Source organism: Entomomonas asaccharolytica, assembly GCF_016653615.1.
Taxonomy (GTDB): Bacteria; Pseudomonadota; Gammaproteobacteria; order Pseudomonadales; family Pseudomonadaceae; genus Entomomonas; species Entomomonas asaccharolytica.
The window spans coordinates 1,538,705-1,558,188 of the sequence record NZ_CP067393.1; the positions used below are offsets into that span (position 1 = coordinate 1,538,705).

The following is a 19,484-nucleotide window of genomic DNA, read 5'->3' on the forward strand; positions in this document are numbered from 1 at the left end:
GATATTACTATGATTAAGTCCACTATTCATTTTATGAAAATCCGTAATGTAGCCTTTGCTATTACGGTACTGATTACGGTTATAGGTTTAGTCAGCCTATTTCATAAGGGTTTAAATCTTGGTTTAGATTTTACAGGGGGTACTTCTATTGAGTTACTCTATGAAAAGCCAGCTGATTTAGAAAAGATACGTTTAGAATTAACCACAGTAGAGCCAGGGCAAGAGCAAAAATTTGATGATGCAATTGTACAAAGCTTTGGTTCTACTAATAGTGTTTTAATTCGCTTAAAAAATGATGAAGCCGATGTTGGTAATTTAGTAGCTGCTAAACTACATCGTATTGATCCTGATAATAAATTTGAGCTAATTAGTGCTGAAACTGTAGGAGCGCAAGTTGGTAAAGAATTATTAGATAAGGGTGGGATTGCCTGTTTATTAGCATTAGCAGGTATCCTGATTTATTTAGCATTTCGTTTCCAATGGAAATTTGGTTTGGGGGCGATTGCTTCATTATTCCATGACTTAGTAGTAACCCTCGGGGTTATCGCGTTTTTCCAAATACCTGTTGATTTAACAGTGTTTGCGGCCATATTAGCGATGATCGGTTATTCGTTAAATGATACAATCATTATTTATGACCGTATTCGTGAGAATTTCCGTGTCTTACGTAAAGCAGATATTATTGAAAATATTGATGTTTCTGTTACACAGACTTTGCTAAGAACTATCGCAACTTCAACCTCAACAGCGATGGCATTAATTGCCTTGTTAATCTTTGGTGGTCCTTCGTTAGGTGGCTTTGCATTGGTTATGTTAATCGGTGTATTTGTTGGTACATATTCTTCTATTTATATTGCAGGTCCAGTATTAGTTTGGTTAAAACTAACGCGTGAGGATTTGCTACCACCACCTAGCTCCCAAGAGTTAAAAGAGCAGCATCCTTAATAATAATGTAAGATAATTAAACTTCCCTGTATTTTTATGGGGAAGTTTTTTTTTAATCAGTTTATAATAAGCAAAATTTCTCATCTTAGTACTAAAAAGATAAATAGGGCATAGGGAGGGGGAAATAACTGAAAATATAAAGAAAATAGTGAACTTAACCATATATCTAGTTGTCAATATCGAAATAACCGACTATACTGTGCGGCTATCTGCCACATAAGGCGGTGAGGTTAATCAAAGTTAATAATATTGACCTTTGAGTAGTTTAATTCTTTCCAATAACCGCTCCCAGATAAGGGGCTTATAAAGATGAATAGAAACGTGAATAGCCAACGACCCGTAAATCTCGATCTTCGGACTATCAAGCTACCTATCACAGCTTATGCGTCCATTCTTCACCGTATTTCTGGTGTTATCCTTTTTGTTTCACTTGTTATCGCGCTTTTCTTACTAGATAGATCACTATCTGGACCAGAAGGCTTTGCCACAGTTAAATCGTGGATGTCTAACTTTTTTGTGAAGTTTATCGTATGGGGTATGTTCTCTGCGTTAATTTATCACTTAGTTGCGGGCATTCGCCATTTGATTATGGATTTAGGTATTGGTGAATCGCTTGAGGGTGGCCGTTTCGGTGCTAAAGTAGTATTAATCGTTTCAGTAATCCTTATTGTGATTGCAGGAGTGTGGATAGTATGGTAACTAATGTCACAAATTTTTCACGCTCAGGCTTATTTGATTGGATGGCACAGCGTGTATCAGCTGTTGTTCTAGCAACATACTTTATTTTTTTAGTAGCTTTTGTTATTTGTAACCCTAATCTTGAGTACTCTCAATGGTATGGACTTTTTCATAATAAATGGATGCGTACCTATAGTTTATTAGCATTACTTTGTTTAAGTATTCATGCTTGGGTAGGTATGTGGACAATCACTACAGACTATTTAACACGTATGGCATTAGGTAAGTGGGCAACAGGTGTTCGCTTCTTAGTACAAGCGCTATGCGGTATGTTAATGTTTGTGATTTTTGTCTGGGGTATACAGATTCTTTGGGGTGTTTAATAAACTATGTCTACTATACGAGCTCTTTCTTTTGATGCTATTGTTGTCGGTGGTGGCGGTGCAGGTATGCGCGCCGGTTTACAATTAGCTAGTTCTGGTTATAAAACAGCAGTTGTGACTAAAGTGTTCCCAACTCGCTCTCATACCGTATCAGCACAAGGTGGTATTACCTGTGCAATTGCTTCTGCTGACCCTAATGATGATTGGCGTTGGCACATGTATGATACCGTAAAAGGTTCTGACTATATCGGTGACCAAGATGCTATTGAATATATGTGTTCAGTAGGTCCTGAAGCTGTATTTGAATTAGACCACATGGGTTTACCTTTCTCACGTACTGAGACAGGTCGTATTTATCAACGTCCTTTTGGTGGTCAATCTAAAAACTTTGGTGAAGGTGGTCAAGCAGCACGTACTTGTGCAGCAGCAGACCGTACAGGCCATGCATTATTACATACTCTTTATCAAAATAACTTAAAAAATAAAACGACTTTCTTAACAGAATGGTATGCCGTTGATTTAGTAAAAAATCAAGATAATGCTGTAGTCGGTATTATTGCTATCTGTTTAGAAACGGGCGAAACGGTTTATATTCGTTCTAAAGCAGTAGTATTAGCTACTGGTGGTGCAGGTCGTATTTACGCTTCTACCACAAATGCTCACATCAATACAGGTGATGGTGTTGGTATGGCATTACGTGCAGGCGTACCTGTACAAGACATTGAAATGTGGCAATTCCACCCAACAGGCATTTATGGTGCTGGTGTACTAGTAACTGAAGGATGCCGTGGTGAAGGTGGTTATCTAATTAATAAAGATGGCGAGCGTTTTATGGAACGTTACGCACCTAATGCTAAAGACTTAGCAGGTCGTGACGTAGTTGCTCGTTCTATGGTTAAAGAAATTTTAGCAGGTAATGGTGTTGGTCCTAATAAAGATCACGTTTTATTAAAACTAGATCACTTAGGTGAAGATGTTTTACATAGCCGTTTACCTGGTATTTGTGAGCTTTCTAAAACGTTTGCTCACGTTGATCCAGTAACTGCACCAATTCCTGTAGTTCCAACTTGCCACTATATGATGGGTGGTATTGCAACTAACATTCATGGTCAAGCATTAACCCAAGATGCAAATGGCAATGATGTAGTTGTTGAAGGTTTATATGCAGTAGGTGAAGTGGCTTGTGTATCCGTACATGGTGCTAATCGTTTAGGTGGTAACTCATTACTTGACCTAGTTGTGTTTGGTCGTGCTACAGGTCTTTACCTTGAGAAAGCATTAAAAGAAGGTATTGAATACCGTGCAGCTAGTCAAACTGATATTGAAGCAGCTAGTAAGCGTTTGATTTCATTAAATGAGCGTGTTGAAGGTGAAGAAGTAGCACCATTAAAACGTGAGCTACAAAACTGCATGCAAAACTATTTTGGTGTATTCCGTACTGGCGAATACATGGAAAAAGGTATTAAAGAGCTTGCTACTTTACGTGAACGTATTGAACATGTGAAAATCACAGATAAGAGCATGGCATTTAATACTGCACGAATGGAAGCACTTGAGTTACAAAACTTATTGGAAGTTGCAGAAGCTACAGCAATTGCTGCTAACGTTCGTACAGAATCTCGTGGGGCTCATGCTCGTGAAGATTATGAGGAGCGTGATGATACTAACTGGTTATGTCATACACTTTATTTCCCTGGGGAAAAACGTGTAAGCAAGCGAGCAGTGAACTTTGCTCCTAAGACTGTACCAGCTTTTGAACCTAAAAAACGTGTTTATTAATAGGGGATTGTCATGCTCTCAGTAAGTGTATATCGCTATAATCCTGATCAAGATAAAGTACCTAGTATGAAGACTTACCAGATCAATACAGGTGGTAAGGATTTGATGGTACTTGATGTGCTTGAGCTTGTAAAAGAACAAGATGAAAGTTTTTCATATCGTCGTTCATGCCGCGAAGGTGTTTGTGGTTCAGATGGTATGAATATTAATGGGAAAAATGGTTTAGCTTGTATTACTCCTTTATCAGAAGTGGTAAAAGCAGGTGAACAATTAGTTATTAGACCATTACCAGGTTTACCTGTTATTCGTGACTTGATTGTAGATATGAATATTTTCTACAAACAATATGAAAAAGTTGAGCCTTATTTACAAAATGATACACCAGCTCCAGCTATTGAACGTCTTCAGAGTATCGAAGAACGTGATAAGTTAGATGGTTTATATGAGTGTATTCTTTGTGCATGTTGTTCAACTTCATGTCCTTCATTTTGGTGGAATCCTGATAAGTTCTTAGGTCCATCTGCTTTATTGCAGGCGTATCGTTTCTTGGCAGATAGTCGTGATACCTATACCGAAAAACGTTTAGCAATGATGGATGATCCTTTCAGTGTGTTCCGTTGTCGGAGTATTATGAACTGTGTTCATGTTTGCCCCAAAAACTTGAACCCCACACAAGCGATAGGACATATCCGCAGTATGTTGTTACAAAGCGGAACTTAAAAAAATTAAAATGCCTCTTATAATAGTAAGAGGCATTTTGCCATAGGCGCAAGTGTTTTACTTGTAGTTAATTTGTATTTTGAATAAACCATAGGAGCACTGAGCTGGTTTTTACACTGACTAAAGTCCACGCTGCTTTTATCACTTTGCTTAATAAAAATAAAAACAGAATGGTTTTTTCATTCAGTGCAGTGCTTTAATAGAAGGTGACCTGACATGCCCGAAAGCATGATGCAACAGTTGTGGGATAGCGCTTATTTATCTGCTGATAATGCAGACTATGTAGATGAGCTGTATGAACAATACCTGCATGATCCTAATGCAGTTCCTGAAGAATGGCGTACTTACTTCCAAAAGCTGCCTGCTACCTCAAATGGCGCAGATGTACCGCATTCTCCAATTCGTGATTACTTTGTAATGCTGGGTAAAACCCAAAACAGAGCACAACCTGTCGCTACTGCGAGTGTTTCTAGTGATCATGAGAAGAAGCAAGTAAAAGTACTGCGTTTAATTCAGATGTATCGTATGCAGGGACATCAGGCTGCTAATCTTGATCCTTTAGGTTTATGGCAACGTCCAGTACCAGTATCTTTAACTTTACAGGATAATGAGTTAACTGAAGCTGATTTAGATACTACTTTCTCTTGTGGTGATCTATTTGCTGATAAAAAAGAAGCAACGCTACGTGAAATTGTAGAAGTTTTAAAAGCCACCTATTGTAATACAATAGGTATGGAGTGTATGCATATTGTTGATACAGAACAGCGTCGTTGGTTATTACGCCGTTTTGAGCATGTTAAGGGCCGCCAACAATATTCACCAGACATTAAGAAGCATTTATTAGAACGTTTAACTGCTGCTGAAGGCTTAGAAAAATATTTAGGCAATAAATACCCAGGTGCAAAACGTTTTAGTTTAGAGGGTGGTGATGCCCTTATCCCGATGGTTGATGAATTAATTCAACGCTCAGGTACTTACGGTGTGAAAGAAGTTGTGATGTCAATGGCACACCGTGGACGTCTAAATGTGTTAGTGAATACCTTAGGTAAAAATCCACGTGAATTATTCGATGAATTCGAAGGTAAGAAGCGTGCTAAAGTTGGAGTAGGCGACGTTAAATACCACCAAGGTTTTTCTTCCAATGTAATGACTCAAGGTGGCGAAACACATTTAGCATTAGGTTTTAACCCATCACATTTAGAGATTGGTTCTCCTGTAATGGCTGGTTCAGTACGTGCCCGTCAAGACCGACGAGCAGATACTACTGGTGAGGCAGTATTACCTATTACTATTCATGGTGACGCTGCTTTTGCTGGGCAGGGTGTGGTAATGGAAACATTCCAAATGTCACAAACCCGTGCTTACAAAACAGGTGGTACAGTACATATTGTGATCAATAACCAAATTGGTTTTACTATTAGCCGCCCTGATGATGCACGTTCGACAGAATATGCAACTGAAATCGCCAAAATGGTACAAGCGCCAATTTTCCATGTAAATGGTGATGATCCTGAAGCTGTGCTATTTGTTACGCAAATGGCGTTAGATTTCCGTATGCAATTCCATAAAGATGTGGTGCTAGATTTATTCTGTTATCGCCGTCATGGTCATAATGAAGCTGATGAGCCTAGTGGTACTCAACCACTGATGTATCAAGCTATTGCTAAACATAATACACCTCGTAGTTTATATGCTGATGAATTAGTAAAACAAGGTGTAATTACCGAGCAAGAAGCACAGCAAAGAGTGGATGAATACCGTGATGACTTAGATAATGGTCGTCATGTGGTAAGAAGTTTAGTAAAAGAACCTAATAAAGCATTATTTGTAGATTGGACACCTTATATTGGTCATGAATGGAACTCTTATTATGACACTACTGTAGATCTTAAAAAGCTACAAGATCTAGCTACAAAGATGACCTCTATTCCAGAAGGTTTCGTGTTACAGCGTCAAGTAAAAAAGATCTATGAAGATCGTGAAAAAATGACGGCAGGCGCTTTACCTATTAATTGGGGTTATGCAGAAACTTTAGCCTATGCGAGTTTATTAGCAGAAGGTTATCCAGTACGTATGACAGGCCAAGATATTGGTCGAGGTACTTTCTCTCATCGTCATGCTGTCTTACACAGTCAAAAAGATGATGCCGTTTTTGTTCCTTTACAGCATTTATTTGATGGTCAGCCAAGAATGGATATTTATGATTCATTCCTATCTGAAGAAGCCGTGCTAGCCTTTGAATATGGTTATGCTTCAACTACACCTAATGCGTTAGTGATTTGGGAAGCCCAATTTGGTGATTTTGCTAATGGTGCTCAAGTAGTAATTGACCAATTTATCAGCAGTGGTGAGCTTAAGTGGGAACGTTTTAGTGGCGTTACCATGTTATTGCCACATGGCTATGAAGGGCAAGGTGCAGAGCATTCTTCAGCCCGTTTAGAACGTTACCTACAACTTTGTTCAGATCAGAATATTCAAGTGTGTGTACCTACTACACCCGCACAGATATTCCATTTATTACGTCGTCAAGTGGTACGTCCAATTCGTAAGCCATTAGTGATAATGAGTCCTAAGTCTTTATTACGTCATAAACTAGCCATTTCTACTTTAGAAGAATTGGCAGAGGGATCATTTAAACTTATTATCCCCGAAGTGGACGATATCAATCCTAAGAAAGTAGATCGCCTTATTTTATGTAGTGGTAAAGTGTATTACGATCTATTGGAAAAACGTCGTGCAGAAGGACAAGATAATATTGCTATTGTTCGTATAGAACAACTCTATCCATTCCCTAACGAAAGTTTAGATAGAATTATGGCGACCTATCCAAATCTAAAACGTTTAGTGTGGTGTCAGGAAGAACCTATGAATCAAGGTGCATGGTATTGCAGTCAGCACAATATTCGTCGTGCAGCAGCCGAATACAATCCACCCCTAGATTTACAATATGCTGGCCGTGATAGTTCTGCGGCGCCTGCGTGTGGCTATCCATCAATGCATGCTGAACAGCAAGAGAAATTATTACAAGACGCATTTACTGTTTAATACTCGATCAGATGGGCGCATGGGCGTCCTCTAATAAATTTAAGGAATTTTACAATGGCTCAAGAAATTAAAGCGCCTTCTTTTCCCGAATCCATCGCCGATGGTACTATTGCTAACTGGTTAAAAAAATCTGGCGAAGCCGTCAAGCGTGACGAGTTGCTGGTCGAGATTGAAACTGACAAAGTAATGTTAGAAGTAGTTGCTCCTGCTGATGGTGTGTTGACTATCGTTAAAAATGAAGGTGATACAGTTTTAAGTAATGAAGTAATTGGTAGTGTTGATGAATCTGCTAGTGCTTCTGCGGCACCAGCAGCAAAAGCAGAGGTTGCTCCTTCTGCCGCTCCTACGCCAGCTACATCAGACCCTTCTGCTGCTTCTGATGAAGATCCTATATTAGCGCCAGCAGCACGTAAATTGGCTGAAGAGAATAATATAGATCCTGCGACTATTAAAGGTACAGGTAAAGGCGGACGTATTACTAAAGAAGATGTGGTAGCAGCTATTGCTAATAAATCTTCTGCGCCAACTGCTACACCAAAAGCAGCCACAGCTCCAGTAAACGTGCCTACAGGTGATCGCGTAGAAAAACGTGTGCCTATGACTCGTTTACGTGCTAAGGTAGCAGAGCGTTTAGTTGAGGCACAATCTTCAATGGCGATGTTAACTACTTTTAACGAAGTTAATATGAAGCCTATTATGGATTTGCGCTCTAAATATAAAGATTTATTTGAAAAGAAACATGAGGGTGTACGTTTAGGCTTTATGTCTTTCTTTGTGAAAGCGGCTACTGAAGCATTAAAACGTTTCCCTGGTGTCAATGCGTCTATTGATGGTAATGATGTTGTATATCATGGTTATCAAGATATTGGTGTAGCTGTATCAAGCGACCGTGGTTTAGTGGTGCCTGTACTCCGTAATGCTGAGTTTATGAGCCTTGCAGAAATTGAAGGTGGCATTGCAGACTTTGGTAAAAAAGCTAAAGCAGGTAAATTAACTATTGAAGAAATGACAGGTGGTACATTCACTATTTCTAATGGTGGTGTATTTGGTTCGTTACTTTCAACACCTATTGTTAATCCACCACAAACAGCTATTTTAGGTATGCATAAAATTCAAGAGCGTCCTATGGCAGTAAATGGTCAAGTAGTAATTTTACCGATGATGTATCTAGCACTTTCATATGATCACCGTATGATTGATGGTAAAGAAGCTGTTAGCTTCCTAGTAACAATGAAAGATTTATTAGAAGATCCTGCTCGTTTGTTGTTAGATGTGTAATGTATCACTCAAGCCGCATAGCGGCTTGAAAGTTGATTACAATTTTCCAAAGATTAAAGTAGTAATGATCTATTGATAAACATCATTCTTAATGAATTAAAGTCACTCTGTTGTAAGAATATACACATACAAGGGATAAAATTATGAGTCAAAAATTTGATATTGTTGTTATTGGGGCTGGTCCTGGCGGTTATGTAGCAGCTATTCGCGCTGCACAAATGGGTTTTAAAACGGCTTGTATTGAAAAATATCAAGGTAAAGAAGGTAAAACCTCATTAGGTGGTACTTGTCTGAATGTTGGCTGTATTCCTTCTAAAGCGCTATTAGATAGTACGTGGAAATATCACGAAGCTGAAGAATCTTTTAAAATTCATGGTATTGCTGTAAAAGGCCTAGCCATGGATGTAAAAACCATGATTGCCCGTAAAGACACCATTGTTAAAAACTTAACAGGTGGTATTGGCATGTTATTTAAAGCTAATGGTGTTACCTTACTTGAAGGTCACGGTAAATTACTAGCTAACAAACAAGTAGAAGTAACTGGCCTAGATGGCAAAGTTGAAACGGTTGCTGCTGAAAATGTCATTATTGCTTCTGGTTCTCGCCCTATTGAAATTCCACCTACACCATTAAATGGCGATACAATTGTGGATTCTACAGGTGCTTTAGATTTCATTGAAGTACCTAAACGTTTAGGCGTGATTGGTGCAGGTGTCATTGGTCTGGAGTTAGGTTCTGTTTGGGCGCGTTTAGGTTCAGAAGTAACAGTACTAGAAGCAATGGATAAATTCTTGCCAGCAGTAGACGAGCAAGTAGCCAAAGAAGCGCAAAAAGTATTAACTAAACAAGGGCTAAATATTAAATTAGGTGCTCGTGTAACAGGTTCTAGCACTAAAGGTAAAACAGTTACGGTTGAGTACACAGATACGGAAGGTGAGCAAAAAATCACTTTTGATAAAGTCATTGTAGCTGTTGGCCGTCGTCCAGTAACTACTGATCTATTAGCTGCTGATAGTGGTGTAAACATGGATGAGCGTGGCTTTATCTTTGTTGATGACTACTGCACAACAAGCGTTCCAGGCGTTTACGCAATTGGTGACGTAGTACGTGGCCCAATGTTAGCACATAAAGCGTCTGAAGAAGGTATTATGGTAGTAGAGCGCATCGCTGGTCATAAAGCACAAATGAGCTACGATTTAATTCCAGGTGTTATTTATACTCACCCAGAAATTGCATGGGTTGGTAAAAATGAGCAAACCTTAAAAGCAGAAGGTATAGAAATCAATGTAGGTGTATTCCCATTTGCAGCCAGTGGTCGTGCTATGGCAGCTAATGACACCACAGGTTTTGTAAAAATCATTGCTGATGCTAAAACTGACCGTATTTTAGGTGGTCATGTAATTGGCCCAAGTGCAGCAGAATTAGTACAACAAATCGCTATTGCCATGGAATTCGGTTCAAGTGCAGAAGATGTAGGTATGATGATTTTCTCTCATCCAACTGTTTCTGAAGCAGTTCACGAAGCAGCTTTAGCAGTAAATGGACACGCTATTCACGTTGCTAACCGCAAAAAACGTTAATAACCGTCTTCAAATGGGGCATTTATTGCCCCATTTACTCGCCAGAAAGTAATTAATAAACAAGCTGGCAAACTAGGTGGTGATACAATTCTGTATCATCTAAACATAGCAATACCAAAGAGATAGTATAGCTTATGAATCTCCATGAATATCAAGGTAAGCAGTTATTTGCTGAATATGGATTACCTGTATCGAAAGGCATCGCAGTAGATACACCAGAAGAAGCCGCTGCGGCATGTACAACTATTGGTGGTACTGAGTGGGTTGTTAAAGCTCAAGTACACGCAGGTGGTCGTGGTAAAGCTGGTGGCGTAAAATTAGTAAAAGACCCAGCTGATGCAAAAGCGTTTGCAGCACAATGGTTAGGTAAAAGATTAGTTACTTATCAAACAGATGCTAACGGCCAACCTGTTAGTAAGATTTTAGTAGAAACATGTACTGATATTGATAAAGAATTATATTTAGGTGCCGTAGTTGATCGTTCTAGCCGTCGTATCGTATTTATGGCGTCTACTGAAGGTGGTGTTGAAATTGAGAAAGTAGCTCATGATACCCCAGAAAAAATCTTAAAAGCGACCATTGATCCTTTAGTGGGTGCACAACCTTTCCAAGGACGTGATCTAGCGTTTAAATTAGGCTTAAAAGGCGATCAAATCAAACAGTTTACTAATATCTTTTTAGGTTTAGCTAAATTGTTCCAAGATTATGATTTAGCTCTATTAGAAATCAACCCATTAGTAATTAAGAAAGATGGAAACTTACACTGTCTAGACGCTAAAATTAATATTGATGGTAATGCTTTATATCGTCACCCTAAATTACGTGAAATGCACGACCCATCGCAAGATGATCCACGTGAAGCACATGCAGCACAATTTGAACTTAACTATGTAGCATTAGATGGTAACATCGGCTGTATGGTTAACGGTGCTGGTTTAGCAATGGGTACTATGGATATCGTAAATTTACACGGTGGCAAACCAGCTAACTTCTTAGATGTTGGTGGTGGTGCGACTAAAGAGCGTGTAACCGAAGCGTTTAAAATTATCCTTTCTGATGACAATGTTAAAGCCGTATTAGTAAATATCTTTGGTGGTATCGTACGTTGCGATATGATTGCGGAAGGTATTATTGGTGCAGTAAAAGAAGTAGGCGTAAAAGTACCTGTAGTGGTTCGTTTAGAAGGTAATAACGCTGAATTAGGTGCTAAAGTATTATCTGAAAGTGGCCTAAATATTATTGCTGCAAGTGGTTTAACAGACGCTGCACAAAAAGTGGTAGCGGCAGCGGAGGGTAAATAATGAGCGTTTTAATTAATAAAGATACTAAAGTTATTTGCCAAGGTTTTACTGGTAGCCAAGGTACATTCCACTCAGAACAAGCCATTGCTTATGGTACTAAAATGGTAGGTGGTGTTACTCCTGGAAAAGGCGGTACTACTCATTTAGGTTTACCCGTATTTAATACCGTAAAGGAAGCAGTAGAAGCAACGGGTGCAGATGCTAGTGTTATCTATGTACCAGCTCCTTTCTGTAAAGATTCTATTTTAGAAGCTGCATTTGGTGGTATCAAATTAATCGTTTGTATCACTGAAGGTATTCCTACTATTGATATGTTAGAAGCTAAAGTTAAGTGTGACGAACTAGGTGTAGTACTTATTGGCCCTAACTGTCCAGGTGTTATCACTCCTGGTGAATGTAAAATTGGTATTCAACCAGGTCACATTCATTTACCAGGCAAAGTAGGTATTGTTTCTCGTTCTGGTACCTTAACCTATGAAGCGGTAAAACAAACTACTGATGCAGGTTTTGGTCAATCTACTTGTGTTGGTATTGGTGGTGACCCCATTCCAGGTTCTAGCTTTATCGATATCTTAAAGCTATTCCAAGCAGACCCAAAAACAGAAGCGATTGTAATGATTGGTGAAATTGGTGGTAGTGCAGAAGAAGAAGCAGCTGCATTTATTAAAGCTAATGTAACTAAGCCAGTAGTTTCTTATATTGCTGGTGTTACTGCTCCTGCTGGTAAGCGTATGGGCCATGCGGGTGCTATTATCTCTGGTGGTAAAGGTACAGCTGATGAAAAATTTGCTGCTTTAGAAGACGCAGGTGTTAAAACTGTGCGTTCACTTGCAGATATTGGTAAAGCTTTATCAGAATTAACTGGTTGGCCAATGAAAAAATAGTGATTAGCTTTGCTAATAAGTAAAAAAGACCAAGCCTTAGTGCTTGGTCTTTTTGTTTTATATAACTGTTGCTATAGTTATATTACAAGAGAAAGTCTACGCTCGACTACTCTAGCGGTTTGTGGAATAGTAGTCTCGTGGTTTAATACGCGATTTAAAATTAGCTCTTCTAAATCGGCTAACTGATGTGACCCTCTAGAGCGTGAACGAGATAGTTTAACAGCCAAGTCTAAACCAATCTGACCTTGTTCAATTAAAATCACTCGATCAGCCATAATCACTGCTTCACTAACATCATGAGTGACTAATACCACAGTAAACTGATGTTGTTGCCATAGCTGCTCAATTAACTGCTGCATTTCAATACGGGTTAAGGCATCCAAGGCACCTAAAGGTTCATCAAGTAATAATAAGCGAGGTTGATGAATTAATGCTCTGGCTAAGGCAACACGTTGTTTTTGTCCACCTGATAGGGTGGCAGGCCAAACATTCGCTTTATCCGCTAAACCAACTGCTTCCAATGTTGCTAATGCTCTAGCACGCCAATTACCCGTAAGACCTAGACCGATATTATCAATTACTTTTTTCCAAGGTAATAAGCGAGAATCTTGAAACATCAACCGTGTATCAGGATGAGCTTTATTGGTTAAGCTATTATCCACCAATAACTTACCTTGAGTAGTTTGTTCAAGTCCTGCTAATAAGCGTAGCAGGGTACTTTTTCCGCAACCACTACGACCAACTATTGCCACAAACTGTCCAGCAGGAATAGTTAAATCTATACCCTTTAGTATTTGCTTATTACCAAAGCTTTTTTCAATACTATTTAAATGGAGTGTTAAACCTTGTTTGTTCATTGTGCAACTCCTAATTGATAAGCAGGGTGCCAACGTAAGCATATGTGCTCTAAAACACGAGCTATAACATCAGCCAACTTGCCTAAAATGGCGTATAGAATAATGGTTAATACCACCACATCAGTTTGTAAAAACTCTCTGGCATTCATCGCTAAATAACCTATGCCTGCATTGGCTGAAATAGTTTCAGCCACAATTAGAGTTAACCACATAAAACCAAGCGCAAAACGAACACCTACTAAAATAGAGGGTAAAGCCCCTGGTAAAATAACCTGTCTAAATAAAGCAAAGCCAGATAAACCATAACTTCGAGACATTTCCAATAAATCTTTATCGATATGTTTAATCCCATGATAAGTATTTAAGTAAATGGGAAATAGTGAGCCTAATGCGACTAGAAATATTTTGGCAGATTCGTCGATACCAAACCAAAGGATGACCAAGGGTATTAAGGCAAGGTGAGGGATATTACGAATCATCTGAATGGTACTGTCTAATAACTTTTCACCCCAAGGAGATAAGCCAGTAATCAAACCCAAAACTAGCCCAATACCTCCGCCAATGATAAAACCAATCATTGCTCGCCAAGTGCTAATAGCTAAATGTTGCCATAGTTCGCCTGTGGTGCTTAATTGCCAACCTACTGCAAATACAGCACTGGGGGCTGGTAGGGTGCGGCTAGCAATCCAACCTAATTCTACAGCCAATTGCCAAATTGCGATTAGCACAATGGGAAGCAGCCAAGGTGTAATTCTATTAAATATTTGTTGTGTATTTAACATGACCTACAATTCCTCTATTAATTGGCTTGTTTAGCTTGTTGGCTAGCAGGTGGTGTCCAAATAACATCGTCAATATTTAATTTTTTTGGAATTAACCTTAACTCAGAAAAGGTATCAGCAATTTTCTGTTGTTCTGCTACCACCTTAGGTGTGATAAATTGAGTACCATAACTTTGGCGCGTTATTGCCAGCAGCGTAATCTCTTTTGATAACCCTAAAATAAGCGCTACTAAATCTGTGACTTGATTAGGATTGTTTTTTGGCCAATCACCTACTTTTTGTATTTCTTCAACAATAGCTGTTATCACTTGTGGATGTTGCTCTGCATAAGGACGACTAGCTAAATAAAACTGATGGTTATCAACTATATTAGAACCATCTTTTAATACTCTAGCGGATAACTGTATTTCTGCAGCTGCTAAGAAAGGATCCCAGATTACCCATGCATCCACTCTATTACTTTCAAAGGCTGCTCTGGCATCAGAGGGTGCTAGATATACTGGTGTAATATCAGAATATTTTAAACCAGCCTCTTGTAATGCACGAACTAATAAGTAATGCACATTAGAACCTTTATTGAGGGCTACTTTTTTCCCCTTAAGCTCAGCAACTGATTGAATAGGTGAATCTTTGGTTACTAAAATTGCTTCACTGGTAGGGGCTGGAGGCTCATTAGCCACATATACTAAATTAGCGCCAGCCGCTTGTGCAAAAATAGGCGGTGTTTCTCCCGTCACACCAAAATCAATACTACCTACATTTAATCCCTCTAATAATTGAGGCCCTCCTGGAAACTCTACCCATTTAACTTGAATACTTTGTTTAGCTAAACGTTGTTCCAAATTTCCTTTAGTTTTTACTAACAATAAATTGCCATATTTTTGATAACCAATTCTTAACTCAGTGGCTTTTTGTTCACTGGCTGATACCTGAAAGGTAACTAGAGAAACGGCTACAATAATAGCTGTTTTTAATAAATATTGAATGTTCATTGTAAACTCCAAGTAGTTTTTTAATTGCTGAATTCTTTGTAATAAAAGGATTTGTGAAACTTTATTAAATTCAGTATGCAAAAAAAGAAATTAAATGAAAAAGAATAAATATTAATTTATATATTTCTTTTAGTTATATAAAATATGTTTATTTATAATTTGTTGATATATAAACAGTCAAGCAACATAAGTGTTGCTATAGCAACACTAAATAAACTAGCAAACCTTTTATCAATATTTCATTGTTATATTAATTAATTATAAAAATCATATTGTTATAAGTAATTTTTATTGTTTTTAAGTAATTGGTATAAATATTGTTTATAGCAAATAATTCTAAAAAAATTATTTTTTATTTACTAATGGAGATATTATTATGAGTCTAGATATTTTTTGGTTTTTACCAACTTCTGGTGACACACGTTATCTTGGTCATTCTTCTAGCGCACGTGCTGCTAGTAATGATTATTTAAGACAGGTGGCAGTTAGTGCTGAAAACTTAGGTTATGATGGATTATTAATTCCTACAGGGAGTAGTTGCCTAGACCCTTGGATTACAGCAGCTAGTTTAGTACCAGTTACCCACAAGATTAAATTACTGGTAGCCTTAAGAACTTCCACAGGTAACCCCACAGTAATAGCCCGTCAAGCAGCTACCTTAGATCAAGCGTTAAAGGGTCGTCTTTTATTAAATATCGTAGCAGGTGGCGATGCCAGTGAATTTGCGGCAGAAGGTGTGTTTTTAGATCACGATCAACGCTATGAAGCAGCTGATGAATTTTTAACGGTGTGGCGTGATTTATTACAGGGAAAAACCGTTGACTATAAAGGCAAGTACATCTATGTAGAGCAGGCTAAGAATTTCTTTCAGTCGGTTCAACAGCCTTATCCACCACTATATTTTGGTGGTTCTTCTAATGCTGCTCATGATTTAGCTGCTAAACATGTAGATGCCTATTTAACATGGGGCGAACCACCAGCAGCAGTAGCAGAAAAAATAGCAGATGTTAAAAAGAGGGCAGCAGCACAAGGCCGTACTGTACGATTTGGTATTCGTTTACATGTTATTGTTAGAGAAACTAATGAAGAGGCTTGGGCAGCAGCTGAAAAACTAATCAGCCATTTAGATGATGAAACCATCGCCAAAGCACAAGCTAACTTTGCCAAAATGGATTCAGTAGGACAACAGCGCATCACTGCATTGCATGGTGGTAAAAGGGATAAACTAGAAATCAGTCCTAACTTATGGGCAGGTGTAGGGTTAGTAAGGGGTGGTGCTGGTACAGCCCTAGTAGGCGATCCACAAACAGTGGCAGCTCGTATAAAAGAATACGCTGATCTAGGCATAGATAGCTTTGTACTTTCTGGTTATCCACATTTAGAGGAGTCTATTCGTTTTGCTGAATTAGTATTCCCACTATTGCCAGGTAAAAAACCAGTGACTATTGCCGCCACTGCAACAGGTGGTGCTTTTGATGTAAGAGCTACAGCATCAGCTAGTTAAGGGAAAGTAAATAGCATGAGAGTAATAGATATGCGCTGTCGGCCAGCGTATCTGCATGAGTTTTTTGGGGCTAAACCTGATACTGCAAGTTATCAGGCAGCTCGCTGGTTAAATAGAAGAGTAGGGACAAGGGGCGATGATGAACATTTTAAGCGTTCATTAACTGCACAAGGATTTTTAGCAGAAATTCACGATGCAGGATTAACTAAAGCAGTAGTGGTTGGCAGGCACACGCCTAGCCAACATATTGCGAATGATTTTTTATATGAAATTACTAATCCCCATAAAGAATTGTTAGCAGTTGCTGGCGTTGATCCTGTATTACAAGGCGTAGATGTGGCTATACAAGAAATTGATAGAGTGATTGATCAGCTTGGTTTTGCAGGGATTGGTATTGAACCAGGCTTTGCAGAGCCTGCGCATCATCCTGATGCAGCAATCTATTTCCCTATTTATGAGCATTTAGCTAACAAAGGTGTGCCTGTTTTTATTATGTCAGGCCCTACTACTCCTGATCTGCAATTTAATAATCCAGATCATTTAGTGAAAGTAGCACAAACATTCCCACAATTACCCATAGTATGCTATCACGGTTACTATCCCAATACTCAGCAGTTAGTTGGGGTTGCTTTTCGTTATGAAAATGTTTTTGTGGTGCCAGATATGTATGGTTTTCTAGCGGGTAGTGAAGTATTTGTTAGTGCGGCAAATGGCTTTTTAGCAGATCAATTGCTATTTGGTTCATCTTATCCTTTTCGCCCCATTAAACAATCTATTGAAGATTTTTTACAATTAGGCTTTAAAGAAAATATTATTGATAAATTACTTTATGGCAATGCAGCTAACCTTTTAAAGTTATGACTTTAAAATAAATCATTGCTATTTTTTGACCTAGTAGCACTGGCTTGAGCTTTAGTTCTATCAACAAATGGCTTAAATATAGCTTTTATATATAAAAGTTATAATAAAAGAATTATAAATTCTTTTTAGTTATTTAATGATTGGCGTAGACTACCAGTGCTTACTTATTTTATAAGGATGCTTAACTATGTTAGTTGTTGCTATTGGCGGTAGCCCTAGCGCTAAATCACGCTCAACGGCGTTACTTAATTATGCTACAGATTGGCTAACCCAATATGGGGTAAATAGTTATACAGTGACTGTTAAAGATTTTTTAGCAGAAGATTTGTTATATGCCAATTTTGATAGTCCACAAATTAAAGAATTACAACAAAAACTAGCACAGGCAGATGGTGTAATTTTGGCCACGCCTATCTATAAAGCTGCTTATAGTGGCGCTCTAAAAACCATTTTAGATCTATTTCCTGAACGTGCTTTGGCTAATAAAGTTGTGTTGCCTATAGCCACTGCAGGTAGTAGTAATCATCTATTAGCATTAGATTATGCACTTAAACCTGTGATTGGTGCATTAAAGGCTAAAGAGATATTACAGGGGGTATTTGCCAATGATCAGCAAATCACCTATCCAACTGAAAAAACAACATTAATTTTAGCTAAAGATTTAGAGTTACGTTTAGAAAGTGCGCTGCAACAATTTTATATTAGCCTACAACAACCCAAACCGCATACACAGCAATTGTTGTCGAAAAAATTGGCAGAGGCTGTTTAATTGTATGGATAATGGAAAATCTTATGCAATTATTTAATCTTCCCTATTCGCCTGCATTAGCGACTTCTATTAGGGCTACTGCCCAAACCTTTGAAGACCCTAAATCAAAAGAGTTATTGGCTTATTTGCAGCAAATAGCACCTAGTGAAGCCAGTGTTTTAATTATTGGTGAAACAGGCACGGGGAAAGAGTTAGTAGCTAGGCATATTCACCAACTTAGTGAACGACATAAAGGGCCTTTTATTGCGGTAAACTGTGGGGCTTTTGCTGAAACTTTAGTAGAGGCGGAACTATTTGGTCAAAATAAAGGGGCTTTTACTGGCGCTGTTATTGATAAAGCAGGTTGGTTTGAAGAGGCAAATGGAGGCACCTTATTTTTGGATGAAATAGGGGATTTACCCTTATCTATCCAAGTGAAACTATTACGGGTGTTACAAGAAAGGGAAGTGGTAAGATTAGGTTCTCGTAAAAGTATTGCGATTGATGTACGAGTAGTGGCTGCTACCAATGTGGAGCTAGAAAAAGCTATTATTGCAGGTAATTTTCGGGAAGATTTATATTATCGGATTAATGTAGCCCATTTAAAGTTACCTCCTTTAAGAGAGCGTAAAGGGGATATCTTACCGTTAGCTAACTATTTTATTGCTGAGTATGCTAAACGTTTAGGCAAGCAAATTATTATCTTAGATAAAACGGCTGAAAAAAAGCTATCAAGTCATACTTGGCCTGGTAATATCAGGGAATTAGAAAATGTAATACATCACACTTTATTAATTTGCCAAAGCAATGTAATTAGTGAGCAAGATTTACATTTTTCTAGCTTGCCTTTAAAACAACAGACCTCCTCCAATAGTATTGAAGATATAGCAATAGAGGAACTGCTCGCAAAAACTTTTGAAAGGTTATTTAATGAGCAACCAGAGAATATCTATCAGTTAGTAGAAAAAGCTTTATTTCATACAGCTTATGACTATAGTTTTCATAATCAAGTGCACACTGCGCAGTTGCTAGGGATTAGCAGAAATATTGTGCGTGCGAAACTTATCGAGTATGGTGATTTAGTGGTAAATAAACGAGCTAATAATAGCGAGTGATTTTATTGATGAAGAGCATTTATTTATAATGC

General features: G+C 38.3%; 17 protein-coding genes. 14 read left to right on the forward strand and 3 right to left on the reverse strand.

Translation table 11 applies throughout. The features are described 5' to 3' along the window. Positions 1-9 precede the first annotated feature (9 nt). The 10 genes from secF to sucD all read left to right on the forward strand — a co-directional run bounded on the left by secF (position 10) and on the right by sucD (position 12,593). Positions 10-945: a protein translocase subunit SecF gene (gene secF / locus JHT90_RS07185; RefSeq protein WP_201095568.1), complete on the forward strand. Its 936-nt coding sequence runs from the start codon at positions 10-12 to the stop codon at positions 943-945. Between the two features lie 321 nt (positions 946-1,266). Beyond that, on the forward strand, positions 1,267-1,644 hold the full coding sequence (sdhC, locus tag JHT90_RS07190; RefSeq protein ID WP_201095796.1) for a succinate dehydrogenase, cytochrome b556 subunit: 378 nt from the start codon (positions 1,267-1,269) through the stop codon (positions 1,642-1,644). After that, a complete protein-coding gene (sdhD, locus tag JHT90_RS07195; protein ID WP_201095569.1) occupies positions 1,638-2,006 on the forward strand; it encodes a succinate dehydrogenase, hydrophobic membrane anchor protein in 369 nt (122 codons plus the stop codon). The genes sdhC and sdhD overlap by 7 nt, the downstream gene beginning before the upstream one ends. Positions 2,007-2,012: 6 nt before the next feature. After that, positions 2,013-3,785 (forward strand): succinate dehydrogenase flavoprotein subunit, encoded by a 1,773-nt coding sequence (gene sdhA, locus JHT90_RS07200; protein WP_201095571.1) that lies wholly within the window; start codon positions 2,013-2,015, stop codon positions 3,783-3,785. 12 nt (positions 3,786-3,797) lie between these two features. Beyond that, complete coding sequence (locus JHT90_RS07205; RefSeq protein ID WP_201095573.1) at positions 3,798-4,505, forward strand: succinate dehydrogenase iron-sulfur subunit; 708 nt, start codon at positions 3,798-3,800, stop codon at positions 4,503-4,505. A 216-nt stretch (positions 4,506-4,721) separates the two neighbouring features. Beyond that, positions 4,722-7,550: a 2-oxoglutarate dehydrogenase E1 component gene (locus tag JHT90_RS07210; protein WP_201095574.1), complete on the forward strand. Its 2,829-nt coding sequence runs from the start codon at positions 4,722-4,724 to the stop codon at positions 7,548-7,550. Between the two features lie 54 nt (positions 7,551-7,604). Continuing rightward, on the forward strand, positions 7,605-8,828 hold the full coding sequence (gene odhB / locus JHT90_RS07215; RefSeq protein WP_201095575.1) for a 2-oxoglutarate dehydrogenase complex dihydrolipoyllysine-residue succinyltransferase: 1,224 nt from the start codon (positions 7,605-7,607) through the stop codon (positions 8,826-8,828). A gap of 143 nt (positions 8,829-8,971) precedes the next feature. After that, a complete protein-coding gene (lpdA, locus tag JHT90_RS07220) occupies positions 8,972-10,408 on the forward strand; it encodes a dihydrolipoyl dehydrogenase (RefSeq protein WP_201095576.1) in 1,437 nt (478 codons plus the stop codon). Positions 10,409-10,542: 134 nt separating this feature from the next. Then, the gene (sucC, locus tag JHT90_RS07225; protein WP_201095577.1) at positions 10,543-11,709 is read left to right on the forward strand and encodes an ADP-forming succinate--CoA ligase subunit beta; all 1,167 of its coding nucleotides are present in this window, start codon (positions 10,543-10,545) and stop codon (positions 11,707-11,709) included. Continuing rightward, entirely contained in the window at positions 11,709-12,593 is an 885-nt protein-coding gene (gene sucD / locus JHT90_RS07230; RefSeq protein ID WP_201095579.1) for a succinate--CoA ligase subunit alpha, read from the forward strand. Before sucC ends, sucD begins: the two co-directional genes overlap by 1 nt. A 77-nt stretch (positions 12,594-12,670) precedes the next feature. Here the strand turns inward: sucD and ssuB are convergent, their stop codons facing one another. From ssuB to JHT90_RS07245, 3 genes are read right to left on the reverse strand one after another with little or no spacing between them, the layout of a single operon-like run. Further along, entirely contained in the window at positions 12,671-13,450 is a 780-nt protein-coding gene (gene ssuB / locus JHT90_RS07235) for an aliphatic sulfonates ABC transporter ATP-binding protein (protein WP_201095581.1), read from the reverse strand. Beyond that, a complete protein-coding gene (ssuC, locus tag JHT90_RS07240; protein WP_201095583.1) occupies positions 13,447-14,232 on the reverse strand; it encodes an aliphatic sulfonate ABC transporter permease SsuC in 786 nt (261 codons plus the stop codon). Before ssuC ends, ssuB begins: the two co-directional genes overlap by 4 nt. A gap of 17 nt (positions 14,233-14,249) precedes the next feature. Then, complete coding sequence (locus tag JHT90_RS07245; protein ID WP_201095585.1) at positions 14,250-15,224, reverse strand: sulfonate ABC transporter substrate-binding protein; 975 nt, start codon at positions 15,222-15,224, stop codon at positions 14,250-14,252. Positions 15,225-15,600: 376 nt separating this feature from the next. Here JHT90_RS07245 and ssuD point away from each other — a divergent pair, with 376 nt between their 5' ends. From ssuD to JHT90_RS07265, 4 genes are all read left to right on the forward strand, one after another. Next, positions 15,601-16,728, forward strand: a complete 1,128-nt coding sequence (gene ssuD / locus JHT90_RS07250; protein ID WP_201095587.1) for an FMNH2-dependent alkanesulfonate monooxygenase — start codon at positions 15,601-15,603, stop codon at positions 16,726-16,728. A 15-nt stretch (positions 16,729-16,743) separates the two neighbouring features. Continuing rightward, a complete protein-coding gene (locus JHT90_RS07255) occupies positions 16,744-17,589 on the forward strand; it encodes an amidohydrolase family protein (protein WP_201095589.1) in 846 nt (281 codons plus the stop codon). A 187-nt stretch (positions 17,590-17,776) separates the two neighbouring features. Beyond that, the gene (gene ssuE, locus JHT90_RS07260) at positions 17,777-18,358 is read left to right on the forward strand and encodes an NADPH-dependent FMN reductase (protein ID WP_201095590.1); all 582 of its coding nucleotides are present in this window, start codon (positions 17,777-17,779) and stop codon (positions 18,356-18,358) included. 23 nt (positions 18,359-18,381) lie between these two features. After that, positions 18,382-19,452: a sigma-54 interaction domain-containing protein gene (locus tag JHT90_RS07265; protein WP_201095591.1), complete on the forward strand. Its 1,071-nt coding sequence runs from the start codon at positions 18,382-18,384 to the stop codon at positions 19,450-19,452. Positions 19,453-19,484 lie beyond the last annotated feature (32 nt).

Bases quoted from the DNA above. Each gene is read 5' to 3' on its own strand.
- sdhD (WP_201095569.1), top strand. From the start codon at position 1,638: ATGGTAACTAATGTCACAAATTTTTCACGCTCAGGCTTATTTGATTGG.
- ssuE (WP_201095590.1), top strand. From the start codon at position 17,777: ATGTTAGTTGTTGCTATTGGCGGTAGCCCTAGCGCTAAATCACGCTCA.
- ssuB (WP_201095581.1), bottom strand. From the start codon at position 13,450: ATGAACAAACAAGGTTTAACACTCCATTTAAATAGTATTGAAAAAAGC.
- sdhA (WP_201095571.1), top strand. From the start codon at position 2,013: ATGTCTACTATACGAGCTCTTTCTTTTGATGCTATTGTTGTCGGTGGT.
- JHT90_RS07205 (WP_201095573.1), top strand. From the start codon at position 3,798: ATGCTCTCAGTAAGTGTATATCGCTATAATCCTGATCAAGATAAAGTA.
- sucD (WP_201095579.1), top strand. From the start codon at position 11,709: ATGAGCGTTTTAATTAATAAAGATACTAAAGTTATTTGCCAAGGTTTT.
- JHT90_RS07210 (WP_201095574.1), top strand. From the start codon at position 4,722: ATGCCCGAAAGCATGATGCAACAGTTGTGGGATAGCGCTTATTTATCT.
- ssuD (WP_201095587.1), top strand. From the start codon at position 15,601: ATGAGTCTAGATATTTTTTGGTTTTTACCAACTTCTGGTGACACACGT.
- JHT90_RS07265 (WP_201095591.1), top strand. From the start codon at position 18,382: ATGCAATTATTTAATCTTCCCTATTCGCCTGCATTAGCGACTTCTATT.
- secF (WP_201095568.1), top strand. From the start codon at position 10: ATGATTAAGTCCACTATTCATTTTATGAAAATCCGTAATGTAGCCTTT.
- sucC (WP_201095577.1), top strand. From the start codon at position 10,543: ATGAATCTCCATGAATATCAAGGTAAGCAGTTATTTGCTGAATATGGA.
- odhB (WP_201095575.1), top strand. From the start codon at position 7,605: ATGGCTCAAGAAATTAAAGCGCCTTCTTTTCCCGAATCCATCGCCGAT.
- JHT90_RS07245 (WP_201095585.1), bottom strand. From the start codon at position 15,224: ATGAACATTCAATATTTATTAAAAACAGCTATTATTGTAGCCGTTTCT.
- lpdA (WP_201095576.1), top strand. From the start codon at position 8,972: ATGAGTCAAAAATTTGATATTGTTGTTATTGGGGCTGGTCCTGGCGGT.
- JHT90_RS07255 (WP_201095589.1), top strand. From the start codon at position 16,744: ATGAGAGTAATAGATATGCGCTGTCGGCCAGCGTATCTGCATGAGTTT.
- ssuC (WP_201095583.1), bottom strand. From the start codon at position 14,232: ATGTTAAATACACAACAAATATTTAATAGAATTACACCTTGGCTGCTT.